At 60.0% G+C, this 14,073-nt stretch carries 14 protein-coding genes; 10 read left to right on the top strand and 4 right to left on the bottom strand.

All coding sequences use genetic code 11. The annotated features are described in order from the left end of the window. Positions 1 to 61 precede the first annotated feature (61 nt). The 3 genes from MOV63_RS11880 (at position 62) to MOV63_RS11870 (ending at position 1,588) form a co-directional block, all read left to right on the top strand. Complete coding sequence (locus tag MOV63_RS11880; RefSeq protein ID WP_247033951.1) at positions 62 to 709, top strand: glutathione S-transferase family protein; 648 nt, start codon at positions 62 to 64, stop codon at positions 707 to 709. Positions 710 to 856: 147 nt separating this feature from the next. Further along, positions 857 to 1,042: a 50S ribosomal protein L32 gene (gene rpmF / locus MOV63_RS11875; protein ID WP_038546808.1), complete on the top strand. Its 186-nt coding sequence runs from the start codon at positions 857 to 859 to the stop codon at positions 1,040 to 1,042. Between the two features lie 138 nt (positions 1,043 to 1,180). After that, on the top strand, positions 1,181 to 1,588 hold the full coding sequence (locus MOV63_RS11870) for a hypothetical protein (RefSeq protein WP_038546806.1): 408 nt from the start codon (positions 1,181 to 1,183) through the stop codon (positions 1,586 to 1,588). Between the two features lie 15 nt (positions 1,589 to 1,603). Here MOV63_RS11870 and phaR read toward each other — a convergent pair whose 3' ends face one another. Then, positions 1,604 to 2,179 carry a polyhydroxyalkanoate synthesis repressor PhaR gene (gene phaR / locus MOV63_RS11865; protein ID WP_038546804.1) on the bottom strand — a complete coding sequence of 192 codons (576 nt, stop codon included), beginning with the start codon at positions 2,177 to 2,179 and terminating at the stop codon, positions 1,604 to 1,606. A 260-nt stretch (positions 2,180 to 2,439) separates the two neighbouring features. Between phaR and MOV63_RS11860 the strand changes: the two genes are divergently transcribed. Then, the gene (locus MOV63_RS11860; protein WP_247033950.1) at positions 2,440 to 3,621 is read left to right on the top strand and encodes an acetyl-CoA C-acetyltransferase; all 1,182 of its coding nucleotides are present in this window, start codon (positions 2,440 to 2,442) and stop codon (positions 3,619 to 3,621) included. 139 nt (positions 3,622 to 3,760) lie between these two features. Further along, the gene (locus MOV63_RS11855; protein ID WP_247033949.1) at positions 3,761 to 4,489 is read left to right on the top strand and encodes a beta-ketoacyl-ACP reductase; all 729 of its coding nucleotides are present in this window, start codon (positions 3,761 to 3,763) and stop codon (positions 4,487 to 4,489) included. A 252-nt stretch (positions 4,490 to 4,741) separates the two neighbouring features. Here the strand turns inward: MOV63_RS11855 and MOV63_RS11850 are convergent, their stop codons facing one another. Together MOV63_RS11850 and MOV63_RS11845 are read right to left on the bottom strand one after the other, a co-directional pair. Continuing rightward, complete coding sequence (locus MOV63_RS11850; protein WP_038546799.1) at positions 4,742 to 4,999, bottom strand: YMGG-like glycine zipper-containing protein; 258 nt, start codon at positions 4,997 to 4,999, stop codon at positions 4,742 to 4,744. A gap of 41 nt (positions 5,000 to 5,040) precedes the next feature. Further along, the gene (locus MOV63_RS11845; RefSeq protein WP_007775119.1) at positions 5,041 to 5,196 is read right to left on the bottom strand and encodes a DUF3309 family protein; all 156 of its coding nucleotides are present in this window, start codon (positions 5,194 to 5,196) and stop codon (positions 5,041 to 5,043) included. Between the two features lie 724 nt (positions 5,197 to 5,920). Between MOV63_RS11845 and MOV63_RS11840 the strand changes: the two genes are divergently transcribed. The 5 genes from MOV63_RS11840 (at position 5,921) to MOV63_RS11820 (ending at position 12,235) form a co-directional block, all read left to right on the top strand. Then, positions 5,921 to 9,142: a helicase-related protein gene (locus MOV63_RS11840; RefSeq protein ID WP_247033978.1), complete on the top strand. Its 3,222-nt coding sequence runs from the start codon at positions 5,921 to 5,923 to the stop codon at positions 9,140 to 9,142. 5 nt (positions 9,143 to 9,147) lie between these two features. Then, on the top strand, positions 9,148 to 9,561 hold the full coding sequence (locus MOV63_RS11835; RefSeq protein WP_038546793.1) for an RNA-binding S4 domain-containing protein: 414 nt from the start codon (positions 9,148 to 9,150) through the stop codon (positions 9,559 to 9,561). A 204-nt stretch (positions 9,562 to 9,765) separates the two neighbouring features. Beyond that, positions 9,766 to 10,104 carry a ferredoxin FdxA gene (gene fdxA, locus MOV63_RS11830; RefSeq protein WP_038549803.1) on the top strand — a complete coding sequence of 113 codons (339 nt, stop codon included), beginning with the start codon at positions 9,766 to 9,768 and terminating at the stop codon, positions 10,102 to 10,104. 386 nt (positions 10,105 to 10,490) lie between these two features. Continuing rightward, positions 10,491 to 11,063: a CarD family transcriptional regulator gene (locus MOV63_RS11825; protein ID WP_038546790.1), complete on the top strand. Its 573-nt coding sequence runs from the start codon at positions 10,491 to 10,493 to the stop codon at positions 11,061 to 11,063. A 305-nt stretch (positions 11,064 to 11,368) separates the two neighbouring features. Further along, positions 11,369 to 12,235, top strand: a complete 867-nt coding sequence (locus MOV63_RS11820; RefSeq protein ID WP_007771992.1) for an RNA polymerase factor sigma-32 — start codon at positions 11,369 to 11,371, stop codon at positions 12,233 to 12,235. A 15-nt stretch (positions 12,236 to 12,250) separates the two neighbouring features. Here MOV63_RS11820 and MOV63_RS11815 read toward each other — a convergent pair whose 3' ends face one another. Continuing rightward, the gene (locus MOV63_RS11815) at positions 12,251 to 13,765 is read right to left on the bottom strand and encodes a M48 family metalloprotease (RefSeq protein ID WP_080719295.1); all 1,515 of its coding nucleotides are present in this window, start codon (positions 13,763 to 13,765) and stop codon (positions 12,251 to 12,253) included. Positions 13,766 to 14,073 lie beyond the last annotated feature (308 nt).

Raw genomic sequence — 14,073 nt, 5'->3', positions numbered from 1 at the left:
TTCATTGGTCGTCTCCTGGCAAGGCCATTATGAGGCTCATAAACCAACCGGAGAGTGGCCCATGGAAAAGCTTACCCTTTATATCGGCAACAAGAATTATTCTTCCTGGTCCTTCCGCCCCTGGATTGCGCTGACGGCGGCCGGCATTCCTTTCGAGGAAGTGCTGATCCCCTTCGACTTCCCGGCCGGCAATCCGAAATTCAAGACGATCTCGCCGACCGGCAAGGTGCCGGTGCTGCACCAGGGCGATATTCGCGTTTGGGAATCGCTTTCGATCATCGAATACGCTGCTGAGCTTTTTCCGGACAGGGGCATCTGGCCGAAAGCTGCCGCCGACCGCGCGGTGGCGCGTTCCGTTTCGACGGAGATGATTTCCGGCTTCGGCGCGCTGCGCAACGCCTGCCCGATGAACATGCGCCGTCCGAAGGCGAGGCTCGCTATCGCCGACGGTGTGATGGACGATGTCGCTCGCATCGAGACGATCTGGCGCGAGCTCCGGGCAAAATCCGGCGGCCCCTTCCTGTTCGGTGTATTCTCCGGAGCGGATGCGATGTTCGCGCCGGTCGTCAGCCGTTTTGACGTCTACGATCTCACGACGGATCCGGAAACGCTCGCCTATGTCGCGGCAATGAAATCCCATCCGGCTTGGCTCAAGTGGCAGGACGCAGCCCTTGCCGAAACCTGGATCGTGCCGGAAGACGAAGTTTGAGCGGGAATTCCGAAAAAATAGGCTTGGGGACTGGTCAAAGCCCTGGGGGGCATGTATAAGCCGCCCAAATTTCCGAGATCGAGACATGTCCAATCGGCCTCAGTTCCGGCCGGGGATTATGTTTTGCACGCAAGTGGAGTAACGAAAATGGCTGTACCGAAGAGAAAAACGAGCCCGTCGAAGCGCGGTATGCGCCGCTCCGCAGACGCACTCAAGGCTCCGACCTATATCGAAGACAAGAACTCCGGCGAACTGCGCCGTCCGCACCATGTCGATCTGAAGACTGGCATGTATCGCGGTCGTCAGGTTCTGACGCCGAAGGAAAGCGCATAAGCGTTGCTAGGTTCTATTGCATCGAAGGCCGGCTCTGCCGGCCTTTTTTGTTGCGCAAAAACTTGTTTTGTTGCGCGAAGACTTGCGAAAGCAGGGCAAGCACGTACAGTCCGGCCACGTTGACTGGAGTTCTGGACCATGCTTGCCGCATTGCCGCTGATGATCATCCCGTTCATTCTCTACAATCTCGCCATGCTCGGCATTCTGGGCGGCGGCGGGGTTGCGTCGCTCGGCACCGTCATCAGCTCGCTTCAGATGCTGTCGGGTGCCGTCTGGACCATGACGCTCGGCGACGTGATCATCGTCGTCTCGCTGGTCTTCCTGTTCGTGGAAATCCTGAAAGCCAGCCGCAATGGCCGCGGCTCGCTGATCAACCACATGCTGTCGATGCTGGTTTTCATCGCTTATCTGGTCGAATTTCTGCTGGTGCGGGATGCCGCGACGCAGATCTTCTTCATCCTGATGACGATCACCTTCGTCGACGTCATCGGCGGCTTTGCGGTAGCAATCCGTTCGGCCGGCCGCGACGTGTCGATCGGGCTCTGACGGCCCATCCAGATTTTAAAGATTGTCGAGGCGGCTCTGCAGGTTGCGGAGCTGTTCCTTCAACTCGTCGATGTCCTTGGCGTCGGTCTTCTTGGCGGCAGGTGCCTGGGGCTGGCCCGCAAACGGCGAGAACATCTGCATGGCCTGACGGAACATGTCCGTGTTGCGGCGCACTTGTTCTTCCATCATCTGGATCGGCATCTGCAGGTTCTTGCTGAGCGGCGTATCGCCGAAGGCGCGGGTCATCTGTTCGCGCATCTGAACCTGCTGGTCGGTAAAGGCCTTCATCGAGTGTTCGAGGAAGGTCGGCACCACCATCTGCATCTGGTCGCCGTAGTAGGAAATCAGCTGTCGCAGGAAGGAAATCGGCAGCAGCGTGTTGCCGGTCTTGGACTCCTGCTCGAAAATGATCTGCGTCAGAACCGAATGGGTGATGTCATCGCCGCTCTTGGCGTCCTGAACGGTGAATTCCTCGCCCTTCTTCACCATCTTCGCCAGGTCTTCCAGCGTCACGTAGGTGCTGGTGCCCGTGTTGTAGAGGCGCCTGTTGGCATATTTCTTGATTATGATTTCGCCTTCGGTCTTCGCCATGATTGCCTCCTGCTCCCGTCAATATGGTTTGGTCATTATCGATTGGCATGCTTCTCCCGACAGGAATGTAAGCCTAAATGACGAGGACTTACAAACGATTTGTGCGGCGCGATGATTGCTTTGTTGCGCAGCAAACCCGTGAAATCTAACGGGCATTTTCGAAACGCCCGACGGGTTGGCAGCGGCGTTCGGCTGCCGTTTGACTCTCGGCTCAAGCTTTGCCAGTCTCGCAGACAAATAACGGATAAGAGGAAACGTCCATGACCAATCCATCTATCGTGATCGCAGCCGCCGGCCGTACCGCGGTTGGCTCCTTCAACGGCGGCTTTGCCAATGTGCCGGCGCATGAGCTGGGTGCGGCGGCGATCAAGGGTGCGCTCGCGCGCGCCGGCGTCGAGGCGGCGGAAGTGGACGAGGTGATCCTCGGCCAGGTCCTGCCGGCCGGCGAGGGCCAGAACCCGGCCCGCCAGGCGGCCATGAAGGCCGGTGTGCCGAAGGAAGCGACCGCCTGGGGCGTCAACCAGCTCTGCGGATCGGGCCTGCGCGCCGTTGCGCTCGGCATGCAGCAGATCGCGCTTGGCGACGCCAAGATCATCGTTGCCGGCGGCCAGGAATCGATGTCCATGGCGCCGCATTGCGCGCATCTTCGCGGCGGCGTGAAGATGGGCGACTTCAAGATGATCGACACGATGATCAAGGACGGCCTGACCGACGCGTTCTACGGCTACCACATGGGCATCACGGCGGAAAACATCGCCCGCCAGTGGCAGCTCTCCCGCGAGGAGCAGGACCAGTTCGCGGTCTCTTCCCAGAACAAGGCGGAAGCTGCGCAGAACGCAGGTCGGTTCAAGGACGAGATCATCCCCTACATCATCCAGACACGAAAGGGTGACGTGACCGTCGAGAACGACGAATACATCCGTGCCGGCGCGACGCTCGATTCGATGGCCAAGCTGCGTCCCGCCTTTGACAAGGAAGGCACCGTGACCGCCGGCAATGCGTCCGGCCTCAACGACGGCGCGGCGGCTGCCGTGCTGATGACGGAAGCCGAAGCCGCCCGCCGCGGCATCACGCCGATGGTTCGCATCGTTTCCTGGGCGACCGCCGGCGTCGATCCGCAGATCATGGGCACCGGCCCGATCCCGGCTTCCCGCAAGGCGCTCGAAAAGGCAGGCTGGAAGGTCGGCGATCTCGATCTCATCGAGGCCAATGAAGCCTTTGCTGCGCAATCCTGCGCCGTCGTCAAGGATCTGGGTTTCGATTCGTCGATCGTCAACGTCAATGGCGGCGCAATCGCGATCGGCCATCCGATCGGCGCGTCGGGTGCCCGCATCCTCAACACGCTCCTCTTCGAGATGAAGCGCCGCGGCGCCAAGAAGGGTCTTGCTACTCTGTGCATCGGCGGCGGCATGGGCGTCGCCATGTGCCTTGAGGCCATGTGATATTTTAGAAGATTGTGGATAATCCCGCCGGCGTTGCAAAACTTCGTGGCGGGACTATCTCCCCGATGAAAGCATGTCAAAATAGGTAAGTATCCGGTCACACAGAAGGATCGGATCACAACGCAAAGGGGACGGCCGCATGAGCAGGGTTGCATTGGTTTCGGGAGGAACGCGTGGGATCGGGGCAGCCATCTCCATCGCGTTGAAGGCGGCAGGTTATCGTGTCGCCGCAAATTTTGCTGGCAATGAGGAAAAGGCGAAAGCCTTCCACGACGAGACCGGGATTCCGGTGTTCAAATGGGATGTCTCCAGCTATCAGGCCTGCGTCGATGGCATCGCAAAAGTGGAGGCCGAGATCGGTCCCATCGAGGTGCTCGTCAACAATGCGGGCATCACCCGTGACGGTATGTTCCATAAGATGACGCCCGAACAGTGGAACGAAGTGATCGGGACCAACCTGACCGGCCTGTTCAACATGACCCATCCCATCTGGAATGGCATGCGAGACCGCGGGTTCGGCCGGGTGGTCAACATTTCGTCCATCAACGGCCAGAAGGGCCAGATGGGCCAGGTGAACTATTCGGCGGCCAAGGCCGGCGATCTCGGCTTTACCAAGGCACTGGCCCAGGAAGGTGCTGCGAAGAACATCACCGTCAACGCCATCTGCCCCGGCTATATCGCCACCGAAATGGTGCGGGCGGTGCCGGAAAAGGTGCTGAACGAGCGGATCATTCCACTGATCCCGGTCGGGCGCCTCGGCGAACCGGAAGAGATTGCCCGCTGCGTCGTCTTCCTTGCCTCCGATGATGCCGGTTTCATCACCGGCTCGACGCTGACAGCGAATGGCGGCCAGTTCTTCGCCAGCTGACCGGCGGCATTAACTTTTGAGCGGGTTTCGGCGCCTAATGCTGCGCCGAAACAGCTTATCCATATGGTTAACGAGTTGTTTTTCCACGAGATGTTGCGGTGAACAAAGCGGGAAACAGGCGATGTCGCCGATTCGTCGGCGATTCGTTCCGCCTTTGGCCAAAGGTTAACGCCGACAGTCTCCTGGAGGCAAAACAAAACCGGCGCCGATCACTCGGGCGCCGGTCCTGAGGGACTGGATTGTTGCCAGCGATTAGCGGCAACGAGCCTCGTAGCGGCGGCCGTAACGATCGCGATAGATGCAGTATCCGCGGCGCTCCGAGGAGTGACCGATTGCAGCGCCGACAAGGCCGCCGGCGACTGCGCCGACTGCTGCGCCACCCCAGCTGTTCGACACTGCGCCACCGATGACGGCGCCGGTGCCGGCACCGATCGCCGTGCCGCGTTCAGTCGCGGTGCAGGAGGCGAGCGTGCCGATCATGCAGCCCGCAATCAAGATCTTCTTCATCATGTTAGTTTTCCCTTCCCTTGGTACACACGGCTACGCCGCTTTTAAATCCTGCCCATCAGCAGCAGGATAATGATGATAAGGACTACAAGGCCCAATCCGCCCGACGGACCATAGCCCCAGCCCCGGCTATACCCCCAATTCGGCAAGGCGCCAATGAGCAGCAGAATGAGGATAACGAGCAATACGGTTCCGAGCATGATCTTCTACTCCGCTAGACAATCCGAGATGGATTTGGCGAGGAAACGTAGCGCCGCGATTTTTGTTCCATGGCTTGCAAACGTGTGCTCTCACATGTGGTTAAAGTGCGTTAGCCAATGTTAATGGCACCTGAACGATTCGCTTTTGAGGTTTCTACCACGACGATTTTCTTGCGGGTCTCTCGCGGTGACACCTACCATATCTTGTGAGAACAAATGGCGAAGACATGGATGTCTGTGATTCGTCGGTGATTCGTTCCGCCTTTGGCCTGAATCTTAATTCCGTGCTCGAAGGAGCGTGGGACGGCCTGAATCGATTGATAAAACGTTAACCATATCAATGGATTGACTCTTCCGATTCTTCGTGAAAGCGCAGCTTCGGGATGAATCCTTCGGTTGCATGCACCCAATCCTGATGCAGATTCAGGATGTCGTGGGGAAGGCGAGAGTCGCATCAACATATAGCGGTGAACAAAAGCTGAATCTTCTTGAGTCTGCGATTCGTCTCCGATTCGTTCGCGTCTGTTCCTTTGCATTTAAAATTCGAATCGCCGAGCCTCGATTTGCCGCCTTCAGCGATCGTCCTTCGGCCGCAAAAGCCATTCTTGAGGCTTGCGTTTGCACGCCGAGATCGCCATGTGTTGCGTGGCTCGGAGTTTTGGGTGAAGACGCCAAACTCCGAGCCTTATGTGATGCATGGAACCAGGCTTTGAATTTCCAGCCCATGATCCTCAGCGGGCGCGGCGTCACCGCCGTCCTCGGACCCACCAATACCGGCAAGACCCATTATGCCATTGAGCGAATGGTGGCGCATGGTACCGGCGTGATCGGCTTGCCGCTCCGGCTGCTGGCGCGCGAGGTCTACACGCGTCTTGTCGAGAAGGTTGGCGTCTCCCAGGTGGCGCTGGTCACCGGCGAGGAAAAGATCACTCCGCCGAATGCACGCTTCTCCGTCTGCACCGTCGAGGCCATGCCGCGCGAGACGAAAGCCTCTTTCGTGGCGATCGACGAAGTGCAGCTCGCCGGCGATCTCGAGCGCGGTCATATCTTCACCGACCGAATCCTGCACCTGCGCGGGCGCGATGAAACGCTGCTCCTGGGGGCTGCGACCATGCGGCCGATCCTCGAGAGGCTTCTGCCGGGAATAACCATCGTCGAGCGGCCGCGCCTCTCGCAGCTTTTTTATGCGGGCCAGAAAAAGATCACCCGCCTGCCGCAGCGTTCTGCGATCGTGGCGTTTTCGGCCGACGAGGTTTATGCGATCGCCGAGCTCATTCGCCGTCAGCGCGGCGGCGCGGCGGTGGTGCTCGGGGCACTCAGCCCCCGCACCCGCAATGCGCAGGTCGGCCTCTACCAGTCCGGCGACGTGGAATATCTCGTCGCGACGGATGCGATCGGCATGGGTCTCAACCTCGATGTCGATCACGTGGCGTTCGCCCAGGATCGCAAATTCGACGGTTACCAGTTCCGCAGCCTCAATCCGGCCGAGCTTGCGCAGATCGCCGGACGCGCCGGGCGGCATGTGCGGGATGGGACATTCGGCGTGACCGGCCAGGTCGCGCCTTTCGAAGACGAGTTGGTCGAGCGAATCGAAAGCCACCACTTCGATCCGGTCAAAGTGCTGCAGTGGCGGTCGAAAAACCTCGATTTTTCGTCGCTCAAAGCCCTGCGGGAAAGCCTGGATGCCGCGCCGACCCTTCTGGGCTTGACGCGGGCGCTTCCTGCGACCGACAGCCAAGCCTTTGATTATCTTTCGCGTTATCCCGAAATCAAGGACATAGCGACCACCCCGCAGCGGGTCGAAAAACTCTGGGAGGCCTGTGCCCTGCCAGACTACCGACGAATTGCGCCGGCGCAGCACGCCGACCTTATTTCGACTCTTTTTTCCGATCTTGTGCGCTTCGGGACGGTGAACGAAGAATTCATGGCGGAACAGGTCCGCCGCGCCGACCGCACCGATGGTGAAATCGACACATTGTCGGCCCGCATAGCGCAGATCCGGACCTGGACCTACGTCTCTAATCGCCCTGGTTGGCTTGCCGATCCGACACACTGGCAAGAAAAGACACGGGAAATAGAGGATAGGTTATCGGACGCGCTACATGAAAGGTTGACGAAACGCTTTGTTGATCGCAGGACATCTGTGCTCATGAAGCGCCTGAGAGAGAATGCGATGCTGGAAGCTGAAATCAGTGTGAATGGCGATGTCTTTGTAGAGGGACATCACGTCGGGCAATTGGCCGGTTTCCGGTTCACGCCCGTTTCGGGAACCGAGGGGCCCGACGCCAAGGCGGTGCAAGGTGCCGCCCAGAAAGCGCTGGCGCTCGAATTCGAGGCGCGGGCGGCAAGGCTTTATGCATCGGGCAATAACGACCTGGCGGTCGGATCCGATGGTTTCGTGCGCTGGCTCGGCGAGCCTATCGCCCGTCTTGCGGCGAGCGATCATGTCATGCGTCCGCGCGTCATCCTGCTTGCCGACGAGCAGCTGACCGGTCATGCCCGCGAACATGTGCTCGCCCGTCTCGAGCGCTTCGTCAATCATCACATCGCGACGGTTTTGAAGCCGCTCGACGATCTGTCCCGTGCCGAAGACCTTCAGGGCCTCGCCAAGGGGCTCGCCTTCCAGCTCGTCGAAAACCTCGGCGTGCTGTTCAGGCGCGACGTGGCCGACGACGTGAAGTCGCTCGATCAGGATGCGCGCGCTTCGATGCGTCGCTACGGCATCCGTTTCGGCGCCTATCACGTGTTCATGCCCCTGCTTCTGAAGCCGGCACCGGCCGAGCTCATCACGCTGCTCTGGGCGCTGGGGAACGACGGTCTCGACAAGCCCGGCTATGGCGATCTCATTCCGGCTCTGGCCGCGGGGCGCACGTCGGTCGTCGCCGATCCGACATTCGAGAGGATGTTCTACAAACTCGCGGGTTTCCGTTTCCTCGGCAAGCGCGCCGTGCGTATCGACATCCTGGAGCGCCTTGCCGATCTCATCCGTCCGCTCCTGCAGTGGAAACCTGGCTCGACGCCGCGTCCGGAAGGCGCGTATGACGGGCGCCGCTTCACGGCCACGACCGCCATGCTCTCCATTCTCGGCGCTACGCCGGACGATATGGAAGAAATCCTCAAGGGTCTCGGGTATCGGGCCGACGCCGTGAAGGCGGAAGAGGCGCAGGCATTCCTCGCAGGCCACGATGCAAGTTCCGTGAACGCCGCGGCTGCTCCGGCTTCGGCAGGAGATGCACCGGAAGTCTCCGAAACAGATGACGCCGATGCGAGTGACGCTCCGGTTGAGACTGCAACGGAAGCCGCTCCGGCCGAAAATGCGACGGAAACAGCTCCCATCGAGGCCGTGGCCGAGGCTGGGCCGGCTGAGACGGCTACTGCAGAACCGGTTGCTTCGGAAGAAGCTCCCGCGGAGCAGGCTCCGGCTGGCGACGTGACCGACGAGACAAAGTCTGCCGAGGCTGGAGAGCCGAAGCCGGTCCTGTTGTGGCGCCCGGGCGGCGGCCGTGAAAACAACCAGCGTGGCGGACGTCCGCAACACGGCGATCGTCGTGGTCACGGCGGCCAACGCAATAACGCCCCTGGCGAGGCAGGTCAGCCGGCCCAGGGTCGTCGCGATGACCGTCGCGACAACGGCGGCGAGCGGCGTGAGGCACGTCCGAACGGCGAACGCAGCGGGGGTGACCGCAGGGACGGCAGCAAGCCGAACCGCGACAACAATCGCCGGCCGGACAACAATAACAACAGCAGCAATAACAATAACCGCGGGGGCGATCGCCCGAACCGTGGGGAGCGCCACGAAGGCGGTCCTCGCCCGGACCGCAACGACCGCGGCAAAGGGCCGCAGCCGGCTCGCTTCGAGGCAAAGCCGCCACGCAAGGAAAAGCCGCTCGATCCGGATTCGCCCTTTGCAAAGCTTGCAGCTCTCAAGGAGCAGATGAAGAAGTAAGGCCCATGACGGAAAAACAGCCACAATCCGGTTCGCGCCAGCGCATCGACAAGTGGCTGTTTTTTGCCCGCATGGCGAAGTCCCGGTCGATCGCCCAGGATCTCATCCGCTCCAACCACGTGCGGGTGAACGGCGATCTGGTGTCCCAGCCGAGCTCCCAGGTGAAGCCGGGTGACCGCATCGATCTCAAGCTTGAGCGTCGCGATCTCGTGCTGGTGGTGAAGACCGGCGGGGAGAGGCGAGGGCCTTTCGAGGAGGCTCGGCTGCTCTATGAAGATCTCAGTCCTCCTCCCGAAGAGACCAAAAGGCTGACGCTGTTCGAACAGGCGCAGCGCGCGCAGGGAAGCGGGCGACCGACCAAGAAGGAGCGCCGGGAGACCGATCGGCTGTTTCCGGGGATCGACGCGGACCTAGATTAGAAAAAACGACCCGCTACGTTTGGGTTTTCAGCACGGATATCCTTGCTAAGCAAAGCCAAAGGCTTTACCTGACTGTCGAAAAGCCGGATCGCCTACCTCCTGTCATTTTCGCAGTTGGGTTTTCGCCTCTCCCGGCTTTCCGGTGTGCCGGCGCTCCTCATCCGTCGACGTGCCGCTGATCCGCGATGGTTCCTGGAGTGCCGCATGACGTATGTCGTGACCGACAATTGTATCCGCTGCAAATATACCGACTGCGTCGAGGTCTGCCCGGTCGACTGTTTTTATGAAGGTGAAAACTTCCTCGTCATCCATCCCGACGAGTGCATCGACTGCGGCGTCTGCGAACCGGAATGTCCTGCCGAGGCGATCAAGCCGGATACGGAACCGGGTCTCGACAAATGGCTCAAGATCAATACCGAATTCGCTCAGATGTGGCCCAACATTACGGTCAAGCGCGACGCGCTGCCCGAGGCCAAAGAGATGGATGGGGTTGCCAACAAATACGAGCAGTATTTCTCAGCCGAACCCGGCAAGGGCGATTGAGATTTGCCGTGACGGCATGGCTCGGAGCCGTTTCGAATCGCTTTGCCTTTTTGTTGGGCAGAGCGTGGATGAAGCGCTCTGTGCACGTGCAAAAGCAAATTATTGATTTCCGCACTTTTTTGTGGTAGACAACAAGAACTGTTCCACAAGGCGGCACGTGTGTGCCCAAAAAACATCACGAAAGCAACAGACCACCCAAAGCGCGGTTTCCGTGACATTGCAACGCTTGAATGTTGTCGGTCGCAGTTCGCGAAGGGGTGTTTTTTCGCTCGCGTTGGTCGGACCAGTATGGAGTGACCCGACGGTTTCCCCCGTCTCATCCGGGCCTGACAGACCCGGTTCCCCCGACCCGACAACGGGTGAGTAACAGGGAGTTTGTGAAACGAATGACGACTCAGCAGAAAAAGACTTCTCCCGCACGCCAGGGCTTCAAGACTGGTGAATCGATTGTATACCCCGCTCATGGCGTAGGCACTATCTCTGCGATTGAAGAGCAGGAAGTTGCCGGCATGAAGCTCGAGCTTTTCGTAATCGATTTCGAAAAGGACAAGATGCGCCTCAAGGTGCCGGTCGCAAAGGCCGTCAGCATCGGCATGCGCAAGCTGTCCGAAACGGATTTTGTCGAACGCGCTCTCAAGGTTGTTCAAGGCAAGGCCCGCGTGAAGCGCACCATGTGGTCGCGCCGCGCCCAGGAATATGATGCAAAGATCAATTCCGGCGATCTGATTTCGATCGCGGAAGTGGTTCGCGACCTCTATCGCGCCGAAAACCAGCCGGAACAATCCTATTCCGAGCGCCAGCTTTACGAAGCTGCCCTCGACCGCATGGCTCGTGAAATCGCTGCCGTGAACAAGATGTCCGAAACTGAAGCCGTCCGCCTTATCGAGGTCAATCTCGCCAAGGGCCCCAAGCGCGGCAAGAACGTCGAGGAAGATGAGGCGCAGGAAGAAGCGGCCTGATCATCCCACCATAATTCTCTCAAAAACCCGGCCTTCGAGCCGGGTTTTTTATTGGAACTTTTTGCCTGCCTCCGCGTTAACCCGCCGGAACGGCGAACTGATGTGCGTCGGTTTGCGTTCGGACAGCTAAGTGCGGGGCGGAAGATCGGTCTATCGAGCCGATGTGAATCCCCGGCAGAACTCAAGACGAGGGGAGCAAAGGCGGCAGGAATCTCACCCATCATCGTTCGGGCTTGTCGCGTGCACGGTGTTTTCGGTTTGTGCCTCGCTGTCTTTGTCGGATCAGACCGTTCACGGAGAACACCATGACAGCCATGTCCGCAGACCGCACGATGATCAAGATAGCAATGTCCGCTCCATATCTCGCCCGGGAGGAGGAGCGCGATCTGGCGGTCCGCTGGAAGGACGATCAGGACCAGGATGCCCGAAACCAGATTGCCCTTGCGCATATGCGTCTGGTCATCGCCATGGCTTCGAAGTTTCGTGGCTTCGGTTTGCCGATGAGCGACCTCGTACAGGAAGGCTATGTAGGGCTGCTCGAAGCGGCGGCAAGGTTTGAACCGGCTCGCGATGTGCGTTTTTCCACTTATGCCAGCTGGTGGATCCGCGCTTCGATGCAGGATTATATTCTCCGGAACTGGTCGATTGTTCGGGGCGGCACCAGTTCGGCGCAGAAAGCGCTGTTCTTCAATCTTCGCCGGCTGCGCGCCAAGCTCGCCCGCGGCGATTCCAATCTCACTGCCCGTGCCATTCATGAAGAGATCGCAGTGGCGCTCGGCGTCAGCGTCGCCGATGTCCAGACCATGGATGCCCGGCTTTCCGGCAATGATTCTTCGCTGCAGGCGCCGTCGATCGCCGGCGATGCGGATAGCGGCGAACGGCTCGACATGCTTGCTAGCGCCGAGCCGCTGCCGGACGAACAGGTCTCCGGGATGATCGACGGCGAGCGCCGCCTGAAATGGTTGCAGGGCGCGCTCACCAAGCTCAACGACAGGGAGAAGAAGATTATCCGCGCCCGGCGCCTGACCGACGATGGCGCGACGCTCGAAGCGTTAGGGGCGGAGCTCGGCATCTCCAAGGAGCGCGTGCGGCAGATCGAAAGCCGGGCGATCGAAAAACTCAAGTCGGCGCTGGTTTCAGCCAATCCGCAGATGGCTGCGGCCGCCTGCTAAGGCGACCTCTCACCCTCATTCCGCGATGATCTTGAACTTCTGGCCGGGCGAGATCGTCGCGCCGACCGGCAATGCATTAATCAGCTTGAAAAGATCGAGCTTGCGATCCGTACCCATCATGCGGGCCGAAAGCGAAGCGACAGTATCGTCCTTGGTCGCTGTGACGATCCGTATCCTCAGCGGCTTCAATGCTGCTATTTCCTGAGGTGTCATTTTGCGGAAGGTCGAGCGCAACGTTTCGGCGGCCGTCGCGAGTGCCGGGCTTCCTTTCGGTACTGCCGTCAGGAAACGGAAAATCTGTGTGTCGACGCGGATAACGGTCACGTCGAAATCCCAGCGTTCGGCGGAAGCCCGCGCGGTCGCCGCGGGCATGCCATTCACCTGGATCTCGCGCACCGTTTCCGGCTGCAGGCCGGCGACCCAGCCGCTCGTCAGATAATTCGACAGGTTATCGTTATCGCCGGCGGCGACGCCGTCGAAACGGATCGCCGTCTCGCCAGGGCCGGTCGCGAGCACTGCTTCCACCTTGTTGTCGATGCGGAAGTCCGGCGGCACGTCGAAACGGATGCCAAGGTTACCGTGCATAAAAGTCTGGCCGCGGACATAGCCTTCCTGCGGGCTGTCGCCGTAGAGCAGGCCATCGATGCCGGCGATGTAATAATCCCGGCCCTTGTCGCCGACTGTGCCTTCCTGGCCGAAATTACGGGCATGGCGGCGGGCAAGATCAACGCGCTGGGCGGAGTTCGGATGGCTCGACAGGAAGTCGAGGCTCTGGTCGTTGTCCGGGTCGACCGCTGAATAGCGGGCATAGGCCGCCATCGAATCGAGGAAGCGTGCCGCGGCATAGGGGTCGTAACCGGCTTCGCCGAGCATCCGCACGCCGATCACGTCGGCCTGCAGTTCCTGCTGGCGCGAGAAGGCTGCGAGCCTGAGCTTGCCGCGGGCAAGCGCCTGTTTCCCGGCAAGATCGCTGGAGAGGACTTCGGCGACGACGCGGCTCGCAATCACTTCCGCCTCTTCGCGGCGCTGGCGTTCGATGCCATGGTTTGCAGTGACGTGGCCCATCTCATGGGAAAGCACGGCTGCGACTTCCGATGCATCATTGGCAAGCGCCAGAAGGCCGCGCGTCACGTAGAGATAACCGCCCGGCAGCGCGAAAGCGTTGATCGCCGGCGAATTCAGGATGGTGATGCGGAAGGACTGGTTGGGGTTTTCCGAAACTGCCGTCAGCGCGCCGGCAATGCGGGCGACCAGCCGCTCGGTCTTTGCGTCGCGATATTCGCCGCCGTAGCTTGCGACGATGCGCGGATGCTCGCGCGCGCCCATCTGTGCCCGCGGATCGTTCTTCTGCACCTCGTCGACGATCTGCGGCGAGTCGGAGGGAGAAACATTCGGGGTATAGGCCTGATCGAAGAGCGACTGGCAACCGGAAAGGACCGCACCGCTGAACAGCAGGGCACCCACGGTCCGCCAACCGGGCAGCGCACGAACAATCGTCCAGACAGCCGGGATCGCCGTGTCGCGCCTCATCGTCCTCGTCTTCCGCACCATCATTCCCAAGGTCCGCCATCCAGCTTGGCTGAGGTCCTCTCGATCCAAGCTGGCTCCTTCTCTATGTCGCTTAGCGATTTTCGCGTTGAATGCACAGATGCTCTTATTGAAATATGCCTTGCTGGTGCGTTTGCAATGAAAATCCCCGCTGCCTTTCCGCGATGCCATCGTGGCACGTCCAAATTGTGGCGAGTTCTATAACGGTCCGGCAGCGCTCGTCGCCAAACGTGATCACGAAAATAGTGACTTGCAAATTGCAAGTTACATATGCCACAAGGCTGCGTCTC

The organism is Neorhizobium sp. SHOUNA12A (assembly GCF_023006505.1).
Classification (GTDB): Bacteria; Pseudomonadota; Alphaproteobacteria; order Rhizobiales; family Rhizobiaceae; genus Neorhizobium.
This window is presented reverse-complemented; position numbering and strand designations above follow the sequence as displayed.

Excerpts from the sequence above, each read along its gene's own strand:
- MOV63_RS11850 (WP_038546799.1), bottom strand. The coding sequence starts at position 4,999 with ATGATGAAGAAGATCTTGATTGCGGGCTGCATGATCGGCACGCTCGCC.
- MOV63_RS11825 (WP_038546790.1), top strand. The coding sequence starts at position 10,491 with ATGACGACTCAGCAGAAAAAGACTTCTCCCGCACGCCAGGGCTTCAAG.
- MOV63_RS11855 (WP_247033949.1), top strand. The coding sequence starts at position 3,761 with ATGAGCAGGGTTGCATTGGTTTCGGGAGGAACGCGTGGGATCGGGGCA.
- MOV63_RS11845 (WP_007775119.1), bottom strand. The coding sequence starts at position 5,196 with ATGCTCGGAACCGTATTGCTCGTTATCCTCATTCTGCTGCTCATTGGC.
- MOV63_RS11815 (WP_080719295.1), bottom strand. The coding sequence starts at position 13,765 with ATGAGGCGCGACACGGCGATCCCGGCTGTCTGGACGATTGTTCGTGCG.
- rpmF (WP_038546808.1), top strand. The coding sequence starts at position 857 with ATGGCTGTACCGAAGAGAAAAACGAGCCCGTCGAAGCGCGGTATGCGC.
- MOV63_RS11835 (WP_038546793.1), top strand. The coding sequence starts at position 9,148 with ATGACGGAAAAACAGCCACAATCCGGTTCGCGCCAGCGCATCGACAAG.
- MOV63_RS11880 (WP_247033951.1), top strand. The coding sequence starts at position 62 with ATGGAAAAGCTTACCCTTTATATCGGCAACAAGAATTATTCTTCCTGG.
- MOV63_RS11870 (WP_038546806.1), top strand. The coding sequence starts at position 1,181 with ATGCTTGCCGCATTGCCGCTGATGATCATCCCGTTCATTCTCTACAAT.
- MOV63_RS11840 (WP_247033978.1), top strand. The coding sequence starts at position 5,921 with ATGATCCTCAGCGGGCGCGGCGTCACCGCCGTCCTCGGACCCACCAAT.
- MOV63_RS11820 (WP_007771992.1), top strand. The coding sequence starts at position 11,369 with ATGACAGCCATGTCCGCAGACCGCACGATGATCAAGATAGCAATGTCC.
- phaR (WP_038546804.1), bottom strand. The coding sequence starts at position 2,179 with ATGGCGAAGACCGAAGGCGAAATCATAATCAAGAAATATGCCAACAGG.
- MOV63_RS11860 (WP_247033950.1), top strand. The coding sequence starts at position 2,440 with ATGACCAATCCATCTATCGTGATCGCAGCCGCCGGCCGTACCGCGGTT.
- fdxA (WP_038549803.1), top strand. The coding sequence starts at position 9,766 with ATGACGTATGTCGTGACCGACAATTGTATCCGCTGCAAATATACCGAC.